Raw genomic sequence first — 16067 nt, 5'->3', positions numbered from 1 at the left:
CTCCACGACCTCGGTGCCCCTGAAGAGGGAGGCGTCCTCACTGCGCTGCTCGCGGTAGGGGATCTGCTCCTCGCGCACTTCCCGCGACCCCGTGATCCGCAGCACCGTGACGGTCTGGCCCTCGCGGGGAAAGCTGCCCGGCGGCACCGAGGTGGTGTCCATCCCGCTCAGGGTGATCCCGGCCTGCTCGACGGCCTCCGCCACGGTCGCCGCGTTCGTCCGGATCGTCCGCGCCCGGCCGTCGGCCATGACCGTCACGGAGCGTTCGGTGCGCACGTCCAGCGCGAGTCCCTCCCGCCCGATCCGCCGGGAGCGCGAGGTGGACAGGTACGCCCCCTCGGCACGCACCCCGAGCTGTTCGAGCGCCCCGTCGACCGTGCGGGCCGTGGTCCACACCTCACGCCGGTGCCCGTCGAGCGTGAGCCGCACGGGGCGGCCGTAGCGCACCGCGACCTCGTCGCCGCTGGCGAGCTGTTCGCCGGGGGCGGGCGCGACCACGTCGTGCGCCCCCACCTCGACCCCTTCCTCGGCGAGCAGTTCGCTCACGTCGTCGGCGAAGGTGTGCAGTGTCCGGGGCTTGCCGTCGACGGTCAGCTCGATCGCCTTGTCCTTGGCGACGAACGCGGTGGTGCCGCCGGCCAGGAAGGCGACGACCAGCGCCTGGGGAAGCAGCCGGCGCACCGCGCCGTCCGGCCGCTGCGCGTACCGCGCCCTGCGCCGGCGCGCGGCCCGCCGCCCCGTGTGCTGGAGTGGCAGCGTCGGCTCGGACGTCTCGTACGCGGGCCGGTAGGTGTCCGCGTACGGCGCCTGCCCCGTCGGCACGCCGTACGCGATCGTCTCCGCGGTGCCGTACTGCTCATACGGTTCATACGGTTCATACGGTTCGTACGGCAGGGTCGGGTGGTTGGCCTCGTACGTCTCGTACGGCGAGTTGCTCACGACGACACGCTCCAGGAGTCCGGATCGGGCCCCCAGAACCTAGCGGAGCGACCGTCACTCTCCAAAGCGACGCGACTACCCGGAGTTACGTTCGACCCGTCAGTACCCGAAGGCGCGTGCGGTGTTGGCGGCGAGTGCCGTGGCCAGGGCGTCCTCGTCGATGCCGCGCACGGCGGCCATGGCGCGCACCGTGACCGGAATGAGATAGGGGGCGTTGGGCCGTCCGCGGTACGGCGCCGGGGTCAAAAACGGCGCGTCGGTCTCCACCAGGAGGAGTTCGAGGGGGGCCACGGCGACCGCGTCCCGCAGGTTCTGGGCGTTCTTGAAGGTGACGTTGCCGGCGAAGGACATGAAGTATCCGGCGCCTGCGCAGATCTGCGCCATCTCGGCGTCGCCGGAGTAGCAGTGGAAGACGGTGCGCTCGGGGGCGCCCTCCTCCTTCAGTATCCGCAGGACGTCCGCGTGGGTGTCGCGGTCGTGGATGACGAGCGCCTTGCCGTGCCGCTTCGCCATCTCGATGTGGGCGCGGAAGGACGCCTCCTGCGCCTCCTTGCCCCCGGGCCCGGTGCGGAAGTGGTCGAGGCCGGTCTCGCCGACGCCCTTGACCTGCGGGAGCGCGGCCAGCCGGTCGATCTCCGCGAGCGCCTCGTCCAGCGCCGCGGTGCCGCCCGCCTCGCGCTCGCCCTGCCGTGACCAGCCGTCGGGGTCGCCGTGCACGATCCGGGGCGCCTCGTTGGGGTGCAGGGCGACGGTGGCGTGGACGGCGTCGTACCGGGCCGCCGTCTCCGCCGCCCACCGGGAGCCCCGTACGTCGCAGCCGACCTGGACGACCGTGGTCACCCCGACCGACGCGGCTTTGGCGAGCCCCTCCTCCACGGTCCCGTCCTGCATGTCCAGGTGGGTGTGGGAGTCGGCGACCGGTACCCGCAGGGGCTCCGGGAGCGGCGGGGCCGCGTTCTTGTCGCGGGGGCTGTTCGAAGGCATGCCCCGATCCTACGAAAGGGGCACGCCCGCCCGGATTCCGGTGCGCTCAGCTTGCCTTGCGTTGGAAGACGTGCAGCAGGTCGGCCAGGTGCCAGTGGTGCTCCTCGCCCGGCTCCCCGGCCGCCGGCGCCTCCACGGGCCCGGCGGGGGGCGTGCGGTGCCGGTGGTCCGCGTCCCGGGCGGAGGCGACCCGGCCGGGACGCATGATCCGTACGACGTGGTGGTCGCAGTTCGCGCAGGCGGGCCTGGAGAGCGGAGAGGGCACGACCCGTCCGTCCACCACGTACCGCACGAACTCCCTGCCGTCGCCGTCGACGTGGTGCTCTATCTCGTACGACTGCTCCCAGCCGTGCCCGCAGCGCATGCAGGCGAAGGAGTAGGACTCGTTGACCACGGCCGTCGCACCGGGGTGCCCTGCGATCTCGCTCATGCCAGCTCCTGTGTGTCCGCTGGTTCGAAGGACGGGTACGTCCTCACCCCAGTGGACGCCTCCCGGAAGGCGATGGCGACAGGCCTGTCCAGTGTTGGAGCCGATTTGGACTTTCCTTGCCGAACCGGCCCCTGCGACCCCGCGGAGCTTTGCATTCCGAGACACCGCTTTGCGAGCACATGGGGCGCACGCTCAGAAGTCATGCGCCCTGCTCAGAGGGGGTGTGACCCACCTCATCCGGCGTCCGGCGAAGGGGCGTTCTTCGCCGCCACGACGGCATCGAAAACCACCCTCTTGGGGACCCCCGCCTCGACCGCCACGGCGGCGATCGCCTCCTTGCGCCGCTCCCCCGCCTCCTCGCGCACCCGCACCCTGCGCACCAGCTCGGCGTCGTCGATCTCCCCGGCCGCCTTCTCGGGCGCCCCCTCGACGACGACGGTGATCTCCCCGCGGACCCCGTCCGCGGCCCACTCGGCCAGCGCCCCGAGCGCCCCGCGCCTGACCTCCTCGTACGTCTTCGTCAGCTCCCGGCACACCGCCGCCCGCCGCTCCGCGCCGAACACCTCGGCCATGGCCGCGAGGGTGTCGTCGAGCCGGTGCGGCGCCTCGAAGTACACGAGGGTGCGCCGCTCCTCGGCTACCTCCCGCAGTCGGGAGAGCCGCTCGCCCGCCTTGCGCGGCAGGAAGCCCTCGAAGCAGAACCGGTCGACGGGCAGCCCGGACAGCGCGAGCGCGGTGAGCACCGCGGACGGTCCCGGTACGGCGGTGACCCGGATGTCCTTCTCGACGGCCGCGGCGACCAGCCGGTACCCGGGGTCGGACACCGAGGGCATCCCGGCGTCGGTGACGAGCAGCACGCGGGCGCCGCCGAGGAGTTCCTCGACGAGTTCGGGGGTGCGGGCGGCCTCGTTGCCCTCGAAGTAGGACACGATCCGCCCCTTGGGCGTCACGCCGAGACCCTGCGTCAGCCGCCGCAGCCGCCGGGTGTCCTCGGCCGCGACCACGTCGGCCCCGGCCAGTTCCGCCGCGAGCCGGGGCGGGGCGTCCGCGATGTCGCCGATGGGGGTGCCTGCCAGGACAAGGGTTCCAGTCACGCGACCATCCTCCCAGCAGCACCCCGAACCGGACGCATCCGCCCATGCACGGGACTCACACAGCGCTGTTCCTTACGATGGCGCGGTGACCAGTACCGCGTCCTCCATGGACACCCGGCAGGACCAGGCCCCCCAGGACCGGCGGCCGTCGTGGCAGCAGAGGCTGCGCCGTTTCGGCTACACGGCCGAGGCCGGCAGCGATGTGCGCGAACGCCTGGTGCCGCCCTTCGCCGTGCCGAGCCCCCGGATGTGGCGGGTCCTCGGTGTGCCCCGGACGCTCGCCGACCGGATCACGCGCTGGTCGGGCTGGCTGGGGCCGCTGCTGGTGACGCTGGTGGCGGGCCTGATGCGGTTCTGGAACCTGGGCAGCCCGAAGAAGGTCATATTCGACGAGACGTACTACGCGAAGGACGCGTGGGCGCTCGTCCACCGCGGCTTCGAGCTGAGCTGGGGCAAGAACGTCGACAGCCAGATCCTGTCCTCGAACGGGCACGTCCCGCTGCCGACGGACGCGGCCTACGTGGTGCATCCGCCGGTCGGCAAGTACGTCATCGGGCTCGGCGAGCTGGTGTTCGGGCTCGACCCGTTCGGCTGGCGGTTCATGACGGCGCTGCTGGGAACGCTGTCGGTGCTGATCGTGTGCCGGGTGGGCCGGCGGATCTTCCGCTCCACGTTCCTCGGGTGCCTGGCGGGCGCTCTGATGACCGTGGACGGCCTGGCCTTCGTGATGGCGCGGACCGCGCTGCTCGACGGCGTGCTGATGTTCTTCGTGCTGTCGGCGTTCGCGTGCCTGGTCATCGACCGCGACCGGGCCCGGGAGAAACTCGCGGCCGCGCTGCCGGTCGACTCCCACGGCCTCGTGCGCCCCGACGCGCACGTCGCCGACACCCTGCGCCTGGGGTGGCGCCCCTACCGCTGGCTGGCGGGCCTGCTGCTGGGCCTGGCCATCGGCACCAAGTGGAACGGACTGTTCTTCCTCGTCGCCTTCGGCATCATGACGGTGCTGTGGGACGTCGGCTCGCGCCGGGTCGCGGGCGCGCGCCGCCCCCACGAGGCGGTCCTCAAGTACGACCTCGGCATCGCGTTCCTCGCCATGGTCCCGGTCGCCGTCGTCACCTACGTCACCTCGTGGATCGGCTGGATCCTCTCCCCCTCGGACGGCACCGGCGGCTACTACCGCAACTGGGCGGCGACCGACGGCAAAGGCGGCAGCTGGACCTTCCTGCCCGACTGGTGGCGCAGCCTGATCCACTACGAACACGAGGTCTACAAGTTCAACGTCGGCCTGTCCTCGCCGCACACGTACATGTCCAACCCGTGGAGCTGGATCGTCGACGGCCGCCCGGTCTCGTACTTCTACGAGTCCCCCGCGCCCGGCACCGACGGCTGCCCGGTCGACGCGGGCGAGAAGTGCGCGCGGGAGGTCCTGGCCATCGGCACGCCGCTGCTGTGGTGGGCCGCCTGCTTCGCGATCCTGTACGTCCTGTGGCGCTGGTTCTTCCGCCGCGACTGGCGGGCGGGCGCCATCGCCTGCGGTATCGCGGCCGGGTACCTCCCCTGGTTCAACTACCAGGAACGCACGATCTTCTTCTTCTACACGATCGTCTTCCTGCCCTTCCTCTGTCTGGCCGTCGCGATGCTCGTCGGCGCCCTCCTCGGGCCGCCACGCGCCTCCGACACCCGCCGCGTGGCGGGCGCCACGGCAGCGGGCGTCCTGGTCCTCCTGATCGCCTGGAACTTCATCTACTTCTGGCCCCTGTACACCGGCACGAGCATCCCGATCGACGACTGGCGGTCGAGGATGTGGCTGGACACCTGGGTCTAGGGCACCGGTATTCACGTATGTGATTGAGCACCCGCTTCGGCGAATCCGGAAACTCCTGCCCCGCTTGTCACACCTCCCGCTTAGGCTGCCCTCAACAACGGGGAACACGGGGAGGGGGCCACACCATGGCCAAGGGGGTGAAGGTCGCTGTCGTCAGCACGGTGTTCGCCGTGATGGTCGGCGGGGCCGGGTACGGGGCGTACAACTTCGTCTCGGCGCTGAACGGCGACGGCAGCGGCGGGGTCGGGGACGCCAAGCGGAGCGGGCCGCCCACCGCGGACGAGATCGAGGAGACCGCCCAGGACTTCTTCGCCGCCTGGGAGAAGGGCGACGCGGCGAGCGCGGCCGCGCTGACCAACAACCGCTCGGCGGCCGAGGTCCTGCTGGCGGCCTACGGGACGGACGCGCACATCGGCCAGGTGCGGATCACGCCCGGCAAGGCGACCGGCGCGACCGTGCCGTACAGCGTGAAGGCGACGGTGGCCTACGACGGGAAGTCGAAGCCGCTGGCGTACCGCAGCGAGCTGACCGTCGTGCGCGGGGTGACCACCGGCAAGGCGCTCGTCGACTGGCAGCCCTCCGTGGTGTATCCGAAGCTCCAGCGGGACGACCGGCTCGTCACCGGTGAGTCCGCGAACCCGTCCATCGAGGCGGTGGACCGTGACGGCAAGGTGCTGACCAAGGAGAAGTACCCCTCGCTCGGGCCGGTCCTGGACGCCCTGCGGGAGAAGTACGGCAGCGAGGCCGGCGGCACCCCCGGCATCGAGCTGGTCATCAAGCACCCGGACCAGAGCCCCGACACCTCGCTGCTCACCCTCGCCGAGGGCAGGGCCGGCGAGCTGAAGACCACGCTCAGCTCGACCGCGCAGGCCGCCGCCGAGAAGGCCGTGAAGCTCTACGGCCAGTCGTCGGTCGTCGCCGTCAAGCCGAGCACCGGTGAGGTGCTGGCCGTGGCCAACAACCGTACGGACGCCTTCAACGCGGCCTTCGAGGGCACCAAAGCCCCCGGCTCCACCATGAAGATCATCACCGCGGCGATGCTCATCGACAACGGCGTGACCTCGATGAACGGCCCGGCGCCCTGCCCCGACACCGCCGTGTGGCAGGGGCAGACCTTCAAGAACCTCACCACCATGAAGCCCAACGAGAGCGCCACGCTCGCCAACAGCTTCCTGCGGTCCTGCAACACCGCCTTCATCAAGCTGATCGACGAGAAGCCGCTCACCGACGAGTCGCTGACCACGGAGGCCGAGTCGCGGTTCGGCATCGGCAAGGACTGGAAGACCGGCATCGTCTCCTTCGACGGCAAGGTCCCCGCGGTCAGCGGCCCGGACCGCGCGGCGGGCGCGATAGGCCAGGGCCAGGTCCAGATGAACCCGCTGAACATGGCGTCGGTCACGGCCACCGCCATCACCGGCGCCTTCCGCCAGCCCTACCTCGTCTCGCCGAAGCTCGACGACCGCGAACTGGCCACCGCCAAGGGGCTGCCGTACACCACCGCCTCCCAGCTCAGGCAGATGATGCGGCTCACCGCGACCCAGGGCACGGCGGTCAGGGCGATGGCGGGGCTGCGCGGGGACATCGGCGCGAAGACCGGTTCCGCGGAGGTCGACGGACAGCAGGTGTCCAACAGCTGGTTCACCGGTTTCCGCGACGACGTGGCGGCGGCGGCCATGACGGAGGAGGGCGGCCACGGCGGCGACGCGGCGGGCCCGATTGTCGCAGCTGTGCTACGAGCGGCAGGCTGACGTCACCCGTGCGGGACAGGGACTCTAGTCTGTTGCAGTCGTTGAGGTGCATGAGGGCAACGGGGACCCTGGAACAGCGCGGAGGAAGCGTAAGTCGTGGGTAACAGAAGGCGCGTCGCCGAGCGACGGAAGACCAGGCCCGCCGTGGTCGGCGGGACGATCGCCGCGGTCGTCGCCGGCGCCGGCATCGGCGTCTACGCGCTGTACGGCGCCGGCGCCGCGGCCGACGAGCGGACGCAGAACACGTCCGCGTCCGCCGAGGACCACAAGCCGAAGGTCAAGACCGGCCCGCTGTCGGCGGCCGAGGTCACCACCACCGCGACCACCTTCCTCACCTCCTGGCAGCAGGGCAAGGTGAGCGCGGCGGCCGCCGCGACCAGCGACACCAAGGCCGCCACCGCGCTCCTGACCGGCTACGCCAAGGACGCCCACCTCACCGGCGTCACCCTCACCCCGGGCACCCGCACCGGCGGCAAGGTGCCCTTCTCCGTGAAGGCGACGGTGACGTTCAAGGGCATCAGCAAGCCGCTCACGTACGACAGTTCACTGACCGTCGTCCGTGACACCGCCACCGGGAAGCCGTGGGTCGACTGGACCGCCTCGGTCGTCCACCCCGACCTCAAGGACGGCGACACGCTGGTCACCGGGGAGTCCGGGACCCCGCCGATCAAGGCCGTCGACCGGGACGGCGGCGAGATCACCGAGGCCACGTACCCGTCGATGGGGACGGTGCTGGACGGGCTGCGCGAGAAGTACGGCAAGAAGGCCGGCGGCCGGGCGGGCATCGAGCTGCGCGTGATCCGCGGGAAGGACTCCAAGTCCTCCGACAAGACCCTGGTGGAGCTCAGCAAGGGCACCCCGGGCACCGTGCGGACGACCCTGGACCCGAGGCTCCAGGCGGCGGCCGAGGCGCAGGTCGCCGAGCGGGCGCGGTCCTCCGTCGTGGTCCTGCGTCCGTCGACCGGCGAGATCCTCGCGGTGGCCAACGCGAGCCACGGCTTCAACACCGCCCTGCAGGGCTCCCTGGCCCCCGGTTCCACGATGAAGGTCGTCACCTCCTCGCTGCTGATCGAGAAGGGCCTCGCCTCGGCGGACAAGGGCCACCCCTGCCCGAAGTACTTCACCTACGGCGGCTGGAAGTTCCAGAACGACGACAAGTTCGAGATCAAGGGCGGCACCTTCAAGGCGAGCTTCGCCCGCTCCTGCAACACCGCCTTCATCAGCCAGGCGGGCAAGCTGGACGACGACAGCCTGACCAAGCAGGCCCAGCAGGTCTTCGGCCTGTCCATGAACAACTGGGCGATCGGCGTCCCGTCCTTCGACGGCTCGGTGCCGGTGCAGAGCGCGGCCCAGAAGGCGGCCTCGCTCATCGGCCAGGGCGGGGTCCGGATGAACCCGCTGAACATGGCGTCGGTCTCCGCCACCGTCGAGTCGGGCACCTTCAAGCAGCCCTACCTGGTGTCCCCGAGCGTCGACAACCGCACGCTCGCGAGCGCCTCGCGCACGATGTCCGCGGGCACGCTCTCGCAGCTGCGCGAGCTGATGGCGTACACGGCGGGCTACGGCACGGCGGCCGAGGCGATGTCCGGGGTGTCCGGCAACGTCGGCGCGAAGACCGGCTCCGCGGAGGTCGACGGGCAGAAGAAGCCGAACGGGTGGTTCACGGCCTACCGGGGTGACCTGGCGGCCGCGGGTGTCGTCCAGGCGGGCGGCCACGGTGGCGACACGGCGGGCCCGATCGTGGCGGCCCTGCTGAAGATGGGCGGCTGACCCCTCGCGGCCGACCACTCGCAGCCGGCCCCCGCGGTCGGCCCCTGGTAGCGGTCAGCCCCGGACGGGCGCGGCGGCCATGTAGGTCCGCCGCAGGAATCTGAGCAGGGCCTTCTGCTCGAACTGCACCACCGACACGCCCTGCGGGGAGTGGAACTCCACCACGGCCTGCACCCGTCCGCACGGCCACACCCGCACCTCGCCGCTGCCGGCCGGGGCCCTCAGCCCCTGCTCCAGCAGCGCCCGCGAGAAGGTCCACTCGTGTGCGCCCGGCAGGCCGACCCGTACCGAGCGCGGGTCGGTCTCCGGGTCGTAGCGCAGGACCACCGGGACCGCCTCGTCCTGCGCGATGTCCGCGTCGGAAACGATGTGGGCTCGCGCGTACTGTTCGACTACGGACATCGTGACGGCCCTCTCACGCTGCGTAACCTGTACGGAATCTGTGCGTCCACTCCCCTACCCAGCGTCGCACATTTCCTGCGTTCCGCCCCCGGAGCCGAAAGCCCGCGACTTGCTGTTCGTCGGCCGACTCTCTTGCAAAGGGTTCGCAACAAGCCACTATCATCGAACGGTGCATGTGCCTGACGGATTCATAGACGCCCCCATCTCGGCAGCGACCGGAGTCGTCGCCGCGGCCGCCGTCGCGGTGAGCCTGCGCGGTGCCCGCCGCGAGCTCGACGAACGCACCGCGCCCCTGGCGGGCCTGGTCGCCGCGTTCATCTTCGCCGTGCAGATGCTGAACTTCCCCGTCGCCGCGGGGACCAGCGGACATCTGCTCGGCGGGGCACTGGCCGCGATCCTCGTGGGCCCCTACACCGGAGTCCTGTGCGTCTCGGTCGTCCTGCTCATGCAGGGCATCCTCTTCGCGGACGGCGGACTGACCGCGCTCGGCGTGAACATCACCGACATGGCCGTCGTCACCACGGTCGTGGCGTACGCCGTCTTCCGCGGACTGGTCAAGGTGCTGCCGCGCAGGCGCAGTTCGATCACCGCCGCCTCCTTCGTGGCCGCCGTGCTCTCCGTGCCCGCCGCGGCCGTCGCCTTCACCCTGATCTACGCCGTCGGCGGCACCACCGACGTCTCCATCGGCAAGGTCGCCACCGCGATGATCGGCGTCCACGTCCTCATCGGCATCGGTGAGGCCGCCATCACCGCGCTGACCGTGGGCGCCGTCGTGGCCGTACGCCCCGACCTGGTCTACGGCGCCCGCGGCCTCCAGCAGAAGCTCAAGCTGCGGGTCGGCGGCGAGCTGGTCGACGTACCGGACACCGCGCCGGTCGCCGCCCGCTCCCACCGCAAGGTCTGGATCACGGGCCTGGTCGCCTCCCTGGTCCTCGCCGGGTTCGTCAGCTTCTACGCCTCCGCCAGCCCCGACGGCCTGGAGAAGGTCGCGGCCGACAAGGGCATCGACGCCAAGACCGAGAAGCACGCCACGGCGGACTCGCCGCTCGCCGACTACGGCGTGAAGGACGTCGAGAACGCCCGCCTGTCCGGGGGGCTGGCGGGCGTGATCGGCGTCGGCGTGACCGTGGTCGCGGGCACCGGCGTCTTCTGGACGGTCCGCAGGCGTCGTACGGCCGACGTCTCGCCCGCCGGCACGAGCGGCGTCTGACATGGGCGCAGGACACGCGCACCGGCTCTACCGGCACGGGCACTCGCCGGTGCACGCCCTGCCGCCGCACACGAAACTCGCGGCCGCCTTCGCCTTCGTCGTGGTCGTCGTCTCGACCCCGCGCGAGGCGATGTGGGCCTTCGGCCTGTACGCCGTCCTCCTGGGCGGCGTCGCGTACGCCGCCCGCGTGCCGGCCGGCTTCCTGCTCAAGCGCCTGCTGATCGAGGTGCCCTTCGTGGCGTTCGCGGTGCTGATGCCGTTCGTCGCGGAGGGCGAGCGGGTCGAGGTGCTCGGCATGTCCCTGAGCGTCAGCGGGCTGTGGGGCGCGTGGAACGTGCTCGCCAAGGGCACGCTGGGCGTCGCCGCGTCGGTGCTGCTGGCCTCCACCACCGAACTGCGCGAACTGCTCCTCGGCCTGCAACGGCTGAAACTCCCGCCGCTCCTCGTCCAGATCGCGTCCTTCATGATCCGCTACGGCGACGTCATCACCGACGAGATGCGGCGGATGCGGATCGCGCGGGAGTCACGGGGGTTCGAGGCGAGCGGCGTCAGGCACTGGGGCGTCCTCGCGAAGTCGGCCGGCGCGCTGTTCATCCGTTCCTACGAGCGCGGCGAGCGGGTGCACCTGGCCATGGTCAGCCGCGGCTACGCCGGTTCGATGCCGGTCATCGACGAGGTGACCGCGTCCCGGGCGCAGTGGTCGTACGCCCTCGCGCTCCCCGTCGCCGCCCTCGTCGTCTGCGTGGTGGGATGGGCCCTGTGAGCGACCTTGTGAACACTGCTTCCCTGGAGGTCTCCGGCCTCGCCTTCGCCTATCCCGACGGGCACCAGGCGCTGTTCGGCGTGGACTTCTCGATCGCGCGCGGCGAGCGGGTCGCGCTGCTCGGCCCGAACGGCGCCGGCAAGACGACCCTGGTGCTGCACCTCAACGGCATCCTGAGCGGCGGGGTGGGCACGGTGCGGGTCGCCGGGCTGCCCGTGGACAAGAAGCACATGGCCGAGGTCCGGCGCAGGGTCGGGATCGTCTTCCAGGACCCCGACGACCAGCTCTTCATGCCGACCGTGCGCGAGGACGTGGCGTTCGGGCCGGCGGCGGCCGGGCTGCGGGGACCCGAGCTGGAGGAGCGGGTGGACCGCGCGCTCGGCCGGGTCGGCATGGCGGAGTTCAAGGACCGGCCCCCGCACCACCTGTCCTTCGGGCAGCGGCGCCGGGTGGCGGTGGCGACCGTGCTGGCGATGGAGCCGGAGATCCTCGTCCTGGACGAGCCCTCCTCCAACCTCGACCCGGCCTCCCGCCGCGAACTGGCCGACATCCTGCGCTCGCTGGACGTGACGGTCCTCATGGTCACGCACGACCTGCCGTACGCGCTGGAGCTGTGCCCGCGCTCGCTGATCCTGAGCGAGGGCACGATCGCCGCGGACGGGAGGACCGCCGAACTCCTCGCCGACGACGAGCTGATGCGCGCCCACCGGCTGGAGCTGCCCTTCGGATTCGATCCGCGGTCCGTGACAATGGGCGCGTGACGAACGAAGAGGACGCCGGATCACTGCTGCTCGACGACCAGTTGTGCTTCGCGCTGTACGCCGCCCAGCGCGCGGTGACCGCCGCGTACCGGCCGCTCCTCGACGAGCTGGGGCTCACCTACCCGCAGTACCTGGTGCTGCTGGTGCTGTGGGAGCGCGGCGAGACGAGCGTGAAGGAACTCGCGGGGGCGCTGCGGCTGGACTACGGCACCGTGTCGCCGCTCCTCAAGCGGCTGGAGGCGGCCGGACTGGTGCGCCGGGAGCGCGCGGCCGCCGACGAACGCTCGGTGCTCGTCGCGTGCACGGGACGCGGCGAGGACCTCAGGGAGCGCGCCGCGCGGGTTCCCGGCGCGCTGCTGGAGGCCACGGCCCTCGACGGCACGGAGGCGGCGCGGTTGCGCGAGGAGCTGTGGCGGCTCGCGCAGCGGGCGGAGGCGGCGGCCGAGCGCGCCCGCTGACCTCCTGTTACCCGGAGTCACTGCCCCCTGATGGCCCGATCCCGACCTACCGGCCGGTACCTTGTGCACGATGTACTTGCGCGCACCTCTCCGGGGGGAGATCAGCCATGCCTGAGGAAACCGCCGTCGACACCCGGCCCACGAAGATCATGTACGTCGCCGAGGCCACCGCCCACGGCGGCCGAAACGGCTTCGTCACCAGCCAGGACGGCCAGATCGAGCTGAAGGTCGCGATGCCGCCGGCGCTCGGCGGGGACGGCAACGGCACCAACCCGGAGCAGCTGTTCGCCGCCGGCTACAGCTCCTGCTTCCACAACGCGCTGATCCTCGTCGGCAACCGCGAGGGCTACGACCTGACCGGCTCCACGGTCGCCGCGAAGGTCGGCATCAGCCCCAACCAGCACCGCGGCTACGGCCTCGCGGTCGCCCTGAGCGTCTCCCTGCCGGTCCTGGACGCGGACCTCGCGGCGAAACTGGTGGACGCGGCCCACGAGGTCTGCCCGTACTCCAACGCGACCCGCGGGAACATCGACGTGACGATTCTGCTTGGGTGAGGGGGGCACCGAACAGCGGTAGGAGGGGTACGGGCGTGGACGTGAACGGCACAGTCGCCGAGGGCTTCGAGCCGGTCAGGGACGTGTTCGCGCGGAACTTCGAGACGCTCGGGGACCGGGGCGCGGCGGTCGCCGTGTACCGGGACGGGCGCAAGGTCGTCGACCTGTGGGCCGGCACCCGGGACGTCGACGGCACCGAGCCCTGGCGGCACGGCACCGCGCAGATCGTGCGCTCCGCCACCAAGGGCGTCGCCGCCGCCGTACCCCTGATGCTGCACCGGCGCGGGGAGCTGGACCTGGACGCGCCGGTGGCCGAGTACTGGCCCGAGTTCAAGGCGCGCGGCAAGGAGCGGGTGCTGGTGCGGCACGTGCTGAACCACCGGGCCGGGCTGCCGGTGCTCGACCGGCCGCTCACCCCCGAAGAGGCCCAGGACCCGCTGAAGGGCCCCGAGGCGGTCGCCGCGCAGGCCCCCGTCTGGGAGCCCGGCACGGACCACGGGTACCACGCGCTGACGTACGGCTGGATGCTGGACGAGCTGGTGCGACGGGTGACCGGGCTCGGCGCGGGTGCGTGGATCGCGCGGGAGATCGCCGGGCCGCTGGGAGCGGAGTTCTGGCTCGGGCTACCGGCGGAGGAGGAGGCGGCCGGGCGCACGGGGCGGGTCGGACGCGTCGAGGGGCCGGAGCCCGTCGGCGGGCTGCGCGCCCGGCCCAAGCGGTCGGTCACCGAGGCCTACGTCGATCCCGGCTCCCTCACCCGCCGCGCCTTCGCCGCAATCACCCCCTTCCCGGACCAGAACGAACCGGCGTACCGGGCGAGCGCGCTGCCCGCCACCAACGGGATCGCGACGGCCGACGGGCTGGCGCGGATCTACGCGGCGATGATCGGCGAGGTCGACGGGGTGCGCCTGTTCGACCCGGCCACGGTCGAACTGGCCCGCGGCGAGGAGTCGGCGGGCCCGGACCGCGTGCTCGTGGTCAACACCCGCTTCGGGCTGGGCTTCATGCTGCACGGCAGCGCCTCGCCGCTCCTCGGCGCGGGCTCCTTCGGGCATCCCGGCCGCGGCGGCTCCCTCGGCTTCGCCGACCCGGAGACCGGCATCGCACTCGGCTATGTCACCAACGGCTTCCGCAAGACGGTCACGGCGGATCCGAGGGCGCAGGCCCTGGTCAGGGCGGTGCGGGCGGCCCTGTGACGGCTACACGTTGATCGAGTGGGACCTGCGTCCGGACACCTCGTCGATCTCGTCGTGCGCCTTGGTGAGCAACTGCATCGCGAGTTCGTTCAGCGCCCGCGCGCCCGCGACCTCCTCACCGACCCGCGGCTGATTGGGGTCGCTGCGGTGACGGCTGGCGTGCCCGTGCGCCCGGATCTCGGTCCCGTCGGGCAGGCGGACCAGCGCGACCGCCTCCGTGTGCCGTTCGTCCTCCCGGAACTCCAGCTCGACATGCCATCCCACAGTGGTGTGCGTCATGACGGTCACCTCCGGAAACCACCTCTGCTTCCAGAGTGCTCCTCCGAGAGCGCCGGCGCACGGGGCGCGGGGGCCGTTCTCCGCTGTCGTGACCGTGCGTGCACCCACCGGCGGCGAGAGCGGCGGTGCCCGGAACGGTCAACCGGCGTGCAGCATCAGCCCGATGCCCACCACGAGCAGCCCGGCCGCCGCGATCCTCGGCGCCCCGAACCGCTCCTTGAAGAACACGGCGCCGATGGCCGCGCCGACGATGATCGACGACTCGCGCAGGGCCGCGACCGGGGCGAGCTCCGCCCTGGTCTGGGCCCACAGGACGAGCCCGTACGCGGCCACGGAGAGGGCGGCGCCGAGCAGCCCGAGCCCCGCGAACGGCCGCAGGACGGAGGCGAGTTCACCGCGCCACCGGTGCAGGGCGTACGCCGGGATCACCACGCCCTGCACGGCCATCAGCCAGGCGATGTACCCGAGCGAGGAACCGGAGGCGCGCACGCCGAGCCCGTCGACGACGGTGTACGCGGCGATGGTCAGCCCGGTCGCCAACGCGGCGCCGATCGCGGGCCAGTTGGGACGGCGGCCGCGCAGGCCCCACAGCGCGACACCGGTGAGTCCCGCCGAGGACAGGGCGATTCCGGCGGCGGCCCACCCGTCGGGCACCTCGTGCGCGAACAGGGCGGCCAGCACGGTCACCACCAGCGGGGCGGTGCCGCGCGCGATGGGGTAGGCCTGCCCGAAGTCGCCGAGCCGGAAGGACTTCATCAGCAGCGCGTAGTACGCGATGTGGACACAGGCCGAGGCCAGCAGATACGGCCACGCGCCCGCCGCGGGTACCGCCGTGAACGGGATCATCGCCAGCCCGATGAGCATCCCGCCGCCCGCGATCAGCGTGAAGCCGACGAGCTTGTCGGTGATCCGGTGCGCGATGGCGTTCCAGCTCGCGTGCGTGACGGCGGCGAGCAGCACGGCAGTGGTGACCAGGGGCGTCACGAGGTGGGCTCGCGGACGTCCACGACAGTGGCGCCGGCGTGGGCGATCAGGTCCCCGGGCGGGATCGGGAACACGGCGTGCGGATTGCCGGCGGCGGCCCAGACCAGGTCGTGGCCGAGCAGCGAGCGGTCGGCCAGCACACGGGTTCTCGTACGGTGCCCGAAGGGCGGTACGCCCCCGATGGCGTAGCCGGTGGTCTCCCGTACGAGGTCGGCCCTGGCCCGGGTGACCTTGTCGGCGCCGAGTTCCCGCCGCACGAGTTCGAGGTCGACGCGGGAGGCCCCGTCCATGAGCACCAGCACCGGCACCCCGTCCGCGGCGAAGATCAGCGACTTGCAGATCTGGCTCAGCTCGCACCCGACCGCCGCGGCGGCCTCGGCGGCGGTCCGGGTGGCGTCCGGGAAGCGGCGGACCTTCGTGTTCAGCTCGTCGAGACCCAACTCCCGCAGGGCCGCGGCGAAACGGGGGTGCGCGGCCTCGGAGCCGCCGGCGTCGGTGGTCGTCATGCAGGCACGCTAGCGGTGCGTGTACCGGGCAGGCGACCGGGTTACCGGCTCGGCTGCCGGCTCGCGGGGCGAGGTCCGCACTGGAGTCCGTCCCCGTGGACCGGCTCGTCCGCAGCACCGCCGCGCACCACGCCTTCCGGGCCGCCCCCCACGTCGTGCAGGAT

The 16067-nt window shown here is 71.9% G+C and carries 17 protein-coding genes; 9 read left to right on the top strand and 8 right to left on the bottom strand.

The features are described 5' to 3' along the window. The 4 genes from EHS43_RS18690 to rsmI form a co-directional block, all read right to left on the bottom strand. On the bottom strand, positions 1–939 hold a 939-nt coding region (locus tag EHS43_RS18690), incomplete at its 3' end, for a ubiquitin-like domain-containing protein (protein WP_125191912.1). A gap of 99 nt (positions 940–1038) precedes the next feature. Further along, complete coding sequence (locus EHS43_RS18685) at positions 1039–1923, bottom strand: TatD family hydrolase (RefSeq protein WP_125191911.1); 885 nt, start codon at positions 1921–1923, stop codon at positions 1039–1041. A gap of 46 nt (positions 1924–1969) precedes the next feature. Further along, positions 1970–2353 carry a hypothetical protein gene (locus EHS43_RS18680; RefSeq protein ID WP_125191910.1) on the bottom strand — a complete coding sequence of 128 codons (384 nt, stop codon included), beginning with the start codon at positions 2351–2353 and terminating at the stop codon, positions 1970–1972. Positions 2354–2586: 233 nt separating this feature from the next. Further along, positions 2587–3447, bottom strand: a complete 861-nt coding sequence (gene rsmI / locus EHS43_RS18675; protein ID WP_125191909.1) for a 16S rRNA (cytidine(1402)-2'-O)-methyltransferase — start codon at positions 3445–3447, stop codon at positions 2587–2589. An 85-nt stretch (positions 3448–3532) separates the two neighbouring features. Between rsmI and EHS43_RS18670 the strand changes: the two genes are divergently transcribed. From EHS43_RS18670 to EHS43_RS18660, 3 genes are all read left to right on the top strand, one after another. Beyond that, positions 3533–5272 (top strand): dolichyl-phosphate-mannose--protein mannosyltransferase, encoded by a 1740-nt coding sequence (locus EHS43_RS18670; RefSeq protein ID WP_125191908.1) that lies wholly within the window; start codon positions 3533–3535, stop codon positions 5270–5272. 125 nt (positions 5273–5397) lie between these two features. Beyond that, the gene (locus tag EHS43_RS18665; RefSeq protein ID WP_125191907.1) at positions 5398–7020 is read left to right on the top strand and encodes a penicillin-binding transpeptidase domain-containing protein; all 1623 of its coding nucleotides are present in this window, start codon (positions 5398–5400) and stop codon (positions 7018–7020) included. A gap of 96 nt (positions 7021–7116) precedes the next feature. Then, on the top strand, positions 7117–8790 hold the full coding sequence (locus EHS43_RS18660; RefSeq protein WP_125191906.1) for a penicillin-binding transpeptidase domain-containing protein: 1674 nt from the start codon (positions 7117–7119) through the stop codon (positions 8788–8790). 54 nt (positions 8791–8844) lie between these two features. Here EHS43_RS18660 and EHS43_RS18655 read toward each other — a convergent pair whose 3' ends face one another. Then, entirely contained in the window at positions 8845–9192 is a 348-nt protein-coding gene (locus EHS43_RS18655; RefSeq protein ID WP_125191905.1) for an SsgA family sporulation/cell division regulator, read from the bottom strand. Positions 9193–9361: 169 nt separating this feature from the next. Here EHS43_RS18655 and EHS43_RS18650 point away from each other — a divergent pair, with 169 nt between their 5' ends. From EHS43_RS18650 to EHS43_RS18625, 6 genes are all read left to right on the top strand, one after another. Continuing rightward, a complete protein-coding gene (locus EHS43_RS18650; protein ID WP_125191904.1) occupies positions 9362–10402 on the top strand; it encodes an energy-coupling factor ABC transporter permease in 1041 nt (346 codons plus the stop codon). 1 nt (position 10403) lies between these two features. Beyond that, positions 10404–11165 carry a cobalt ECF transporter T component CbiQ gene (cbiQ, locus tag EHS43_RS18645; protein ID WP_125191903.1) on the top strand — a complete coding sequence of 254 codons (762 nt, stop codon included), beginning with the start codon at positions 10404–10406 and terminating at the stop codon, positions 11163–11165. Next, positions 11153–11926 (top strand): energy-coupling factor ABC transporter ATP-binding protein, encoded by a 774-nt coding sequence (locus EHS43_RS18640; RefSeq protein WP_125191902.1) that lies wholly within the window; start codon positions 11153–11155, stop codon positions 11924–11926. The genes cbiQ and EHS43_RS18640 overlap by 13 nt, the downstream gene beginning before the upstream one ends. Then, positions 11923–12384 carry a MarR family winged helix-turn-helix transcriptional regulator gene (locus EHS43_RS18635; protein WP_125191901.1) on the top strand — a complete coding sequence of 154 codons (462 nt, stop codon included), beginning with the start codon at positions 11923–11925 and terminating at the stop codon, positions 12382–12384. The genes EHS43_RS18640 and EHS43_RS18635 overlap by 4 nt, the downstream gene beginning before the upstream one ends. Positions 12385–12491: 107 nt before the next feature. Then, positions 12492–12938, top strand: coding sequence for an organic hydroperoxide resistance protein (locus tag EHS43_RS18630; RefSeq protein WP_125191900.1), 447 nt, complete (start codon positions 12492–12494; stop codon positions 12936–12938). Between the two features lie 35 nt (positions 12939–12973). Further along, positions 12974–14134 carry a serine hydrolase domain-containing protein gene (locus EHS43_RS18625; RefSeq protein ID WP_125191899.1) on the top strand — a complete coding sequence of 387 codons (1161 nt, stop codon included), beginning with the start codon at positions 12974–12976 and terminating at the stop codon, positions 14132–14134. 3 nt (positions 14135–14137) lie between these two features. Here the strand turns inward: EHS43_RS18625 and EHS43_RS18620 are convergent, their stop codons facing one another. The 3 genes from EHS43_RS18620 to EHS43_RS18610 all read right to left on the bottom strand — a co-directional run bounded on the left by EHS43_RS18620 (position 14138) and on the right by EHS43_RS18610 (position 15903). Continuing rightward, the gene (locus EHS43_RS18620) at positions 14138–14413 is read right to left on the bottom strand and encodes a DUF1876 domain-containing protein (RefSeq protein ID WP_125191898.1); all 276 of its coding nucleotides are present in this window, start codon (positions 14411–14413) and stop codon (positions 14138–14140) included. Between the two features lie 138 nt (positions 14414–14551). Beyond that, complete coding sequence (locus EHS43_RS18615; RefSeq protein WP_125191897.1) at positions 14552–15397, bottom strand: DMT family transporter; 846 nt, start codon at positions 15395–15397, stop codon at positions 14552–14554. Further along, a complete protein-coding gene (locus EHS43_RS18610) occupies positions 15394–15903 on the bottom strand; it encodes a YbaK/EbsC family protein (RefSeq protein WP_125191896.1) in 510 nt (169 codons plus the stop codon). Before EHS43_RS18610 ends, EHS43_RS18615 begins: the two co-directional genes overlap by 4 nt. Positions 15904–16067: the final 164 nt, after the last annotated feature.

The sequence above is a fragment of the Streptomyces sp. RP5T genome (genome assembly GCF_003933965.1).
In the GTDB taxonomy this organism is placed as follows: Bacteria; Actinomycetota; Actinomycetes; order Streptomycetales; family Streptomycetaceae; genus Streptomyces.
The sequence above is the reverse complement of the archived record's forward strand: the minus strand, read 5'-3'. Positions and strand labels throughout refer to the sequence as shown.

What these genes read in the sequence shown, in the direction of transcription:
- EHS43_RS18685 (WP_125191911.1), bottom strand. Translation starts at nt 1,923, where the DNA reads ATGCCTTCGAACAGCCCCCGCGACAAGAACGCGGCCCCGCCGCTCCCG.
- EHS43_RS18680 (WP_125191910.1), bottom strand. Translation starts at nt 2,353, where the DNA reads ATGAGCGAGATCGCAGGGCACCCCGGTGCGACGGCCGTGGTCAACGAG.
- EHS43_RS18665 (WP_125191907.1), top strand. Translation starts at nt 5,398, where the DNA reads ATGGCCAAGGGGGTGAAGGTCGCTGTCGTCAGCACGGTGTTCGCCGTG.
- EHS43_RS18655 (WP_125191905.1), bottom strand. Translation starts at nt 9,192, where the DNA reads ATGTCCGTAGTCGAACAGTACGCGCGAGCCCACATCGTTTCCGACGCG.
- cbiQ (WP_125191903.1), top strand. Translation starts at nt 10,404, where the DNA reads ATGGGCGCAGGACACGCGCACCGGCTCTACCGGCACGGGCACTCGCCG.
- EHS43_RS18640 (WP_125191902.1), top strand. Translation starts at nt 11,153, where the DNA reads ATGGGCCCTGTGAGCGACCTTGTGAACACTGCTTCCCTGGAGGTCTCC.
- EHS43_RS18630 (WP_125191900.1), top strand. Translation starts at nt 12,492, where the DNA reads ATGCCTGAGGAAACCGCCGTCGACACCCGGCCCACGAAGATCATGTAC.
- EHS43_RS18620 (WP_125191898.1), bottom strand. Translation starts at nt 14,413, where the DNA reads ATGACGCACACCACTGTGGGATGGCATGTCGAGCTGGAGTTCCGGGAG.
- EHS43_RS18610 (WP_125191896.1), bottom strand. Translation starts at nt 15,903, where the DNA reads ATGACGACCACCGACGCCGGCGGCTCCGAGGCCGCGCACCCCCGTTTC.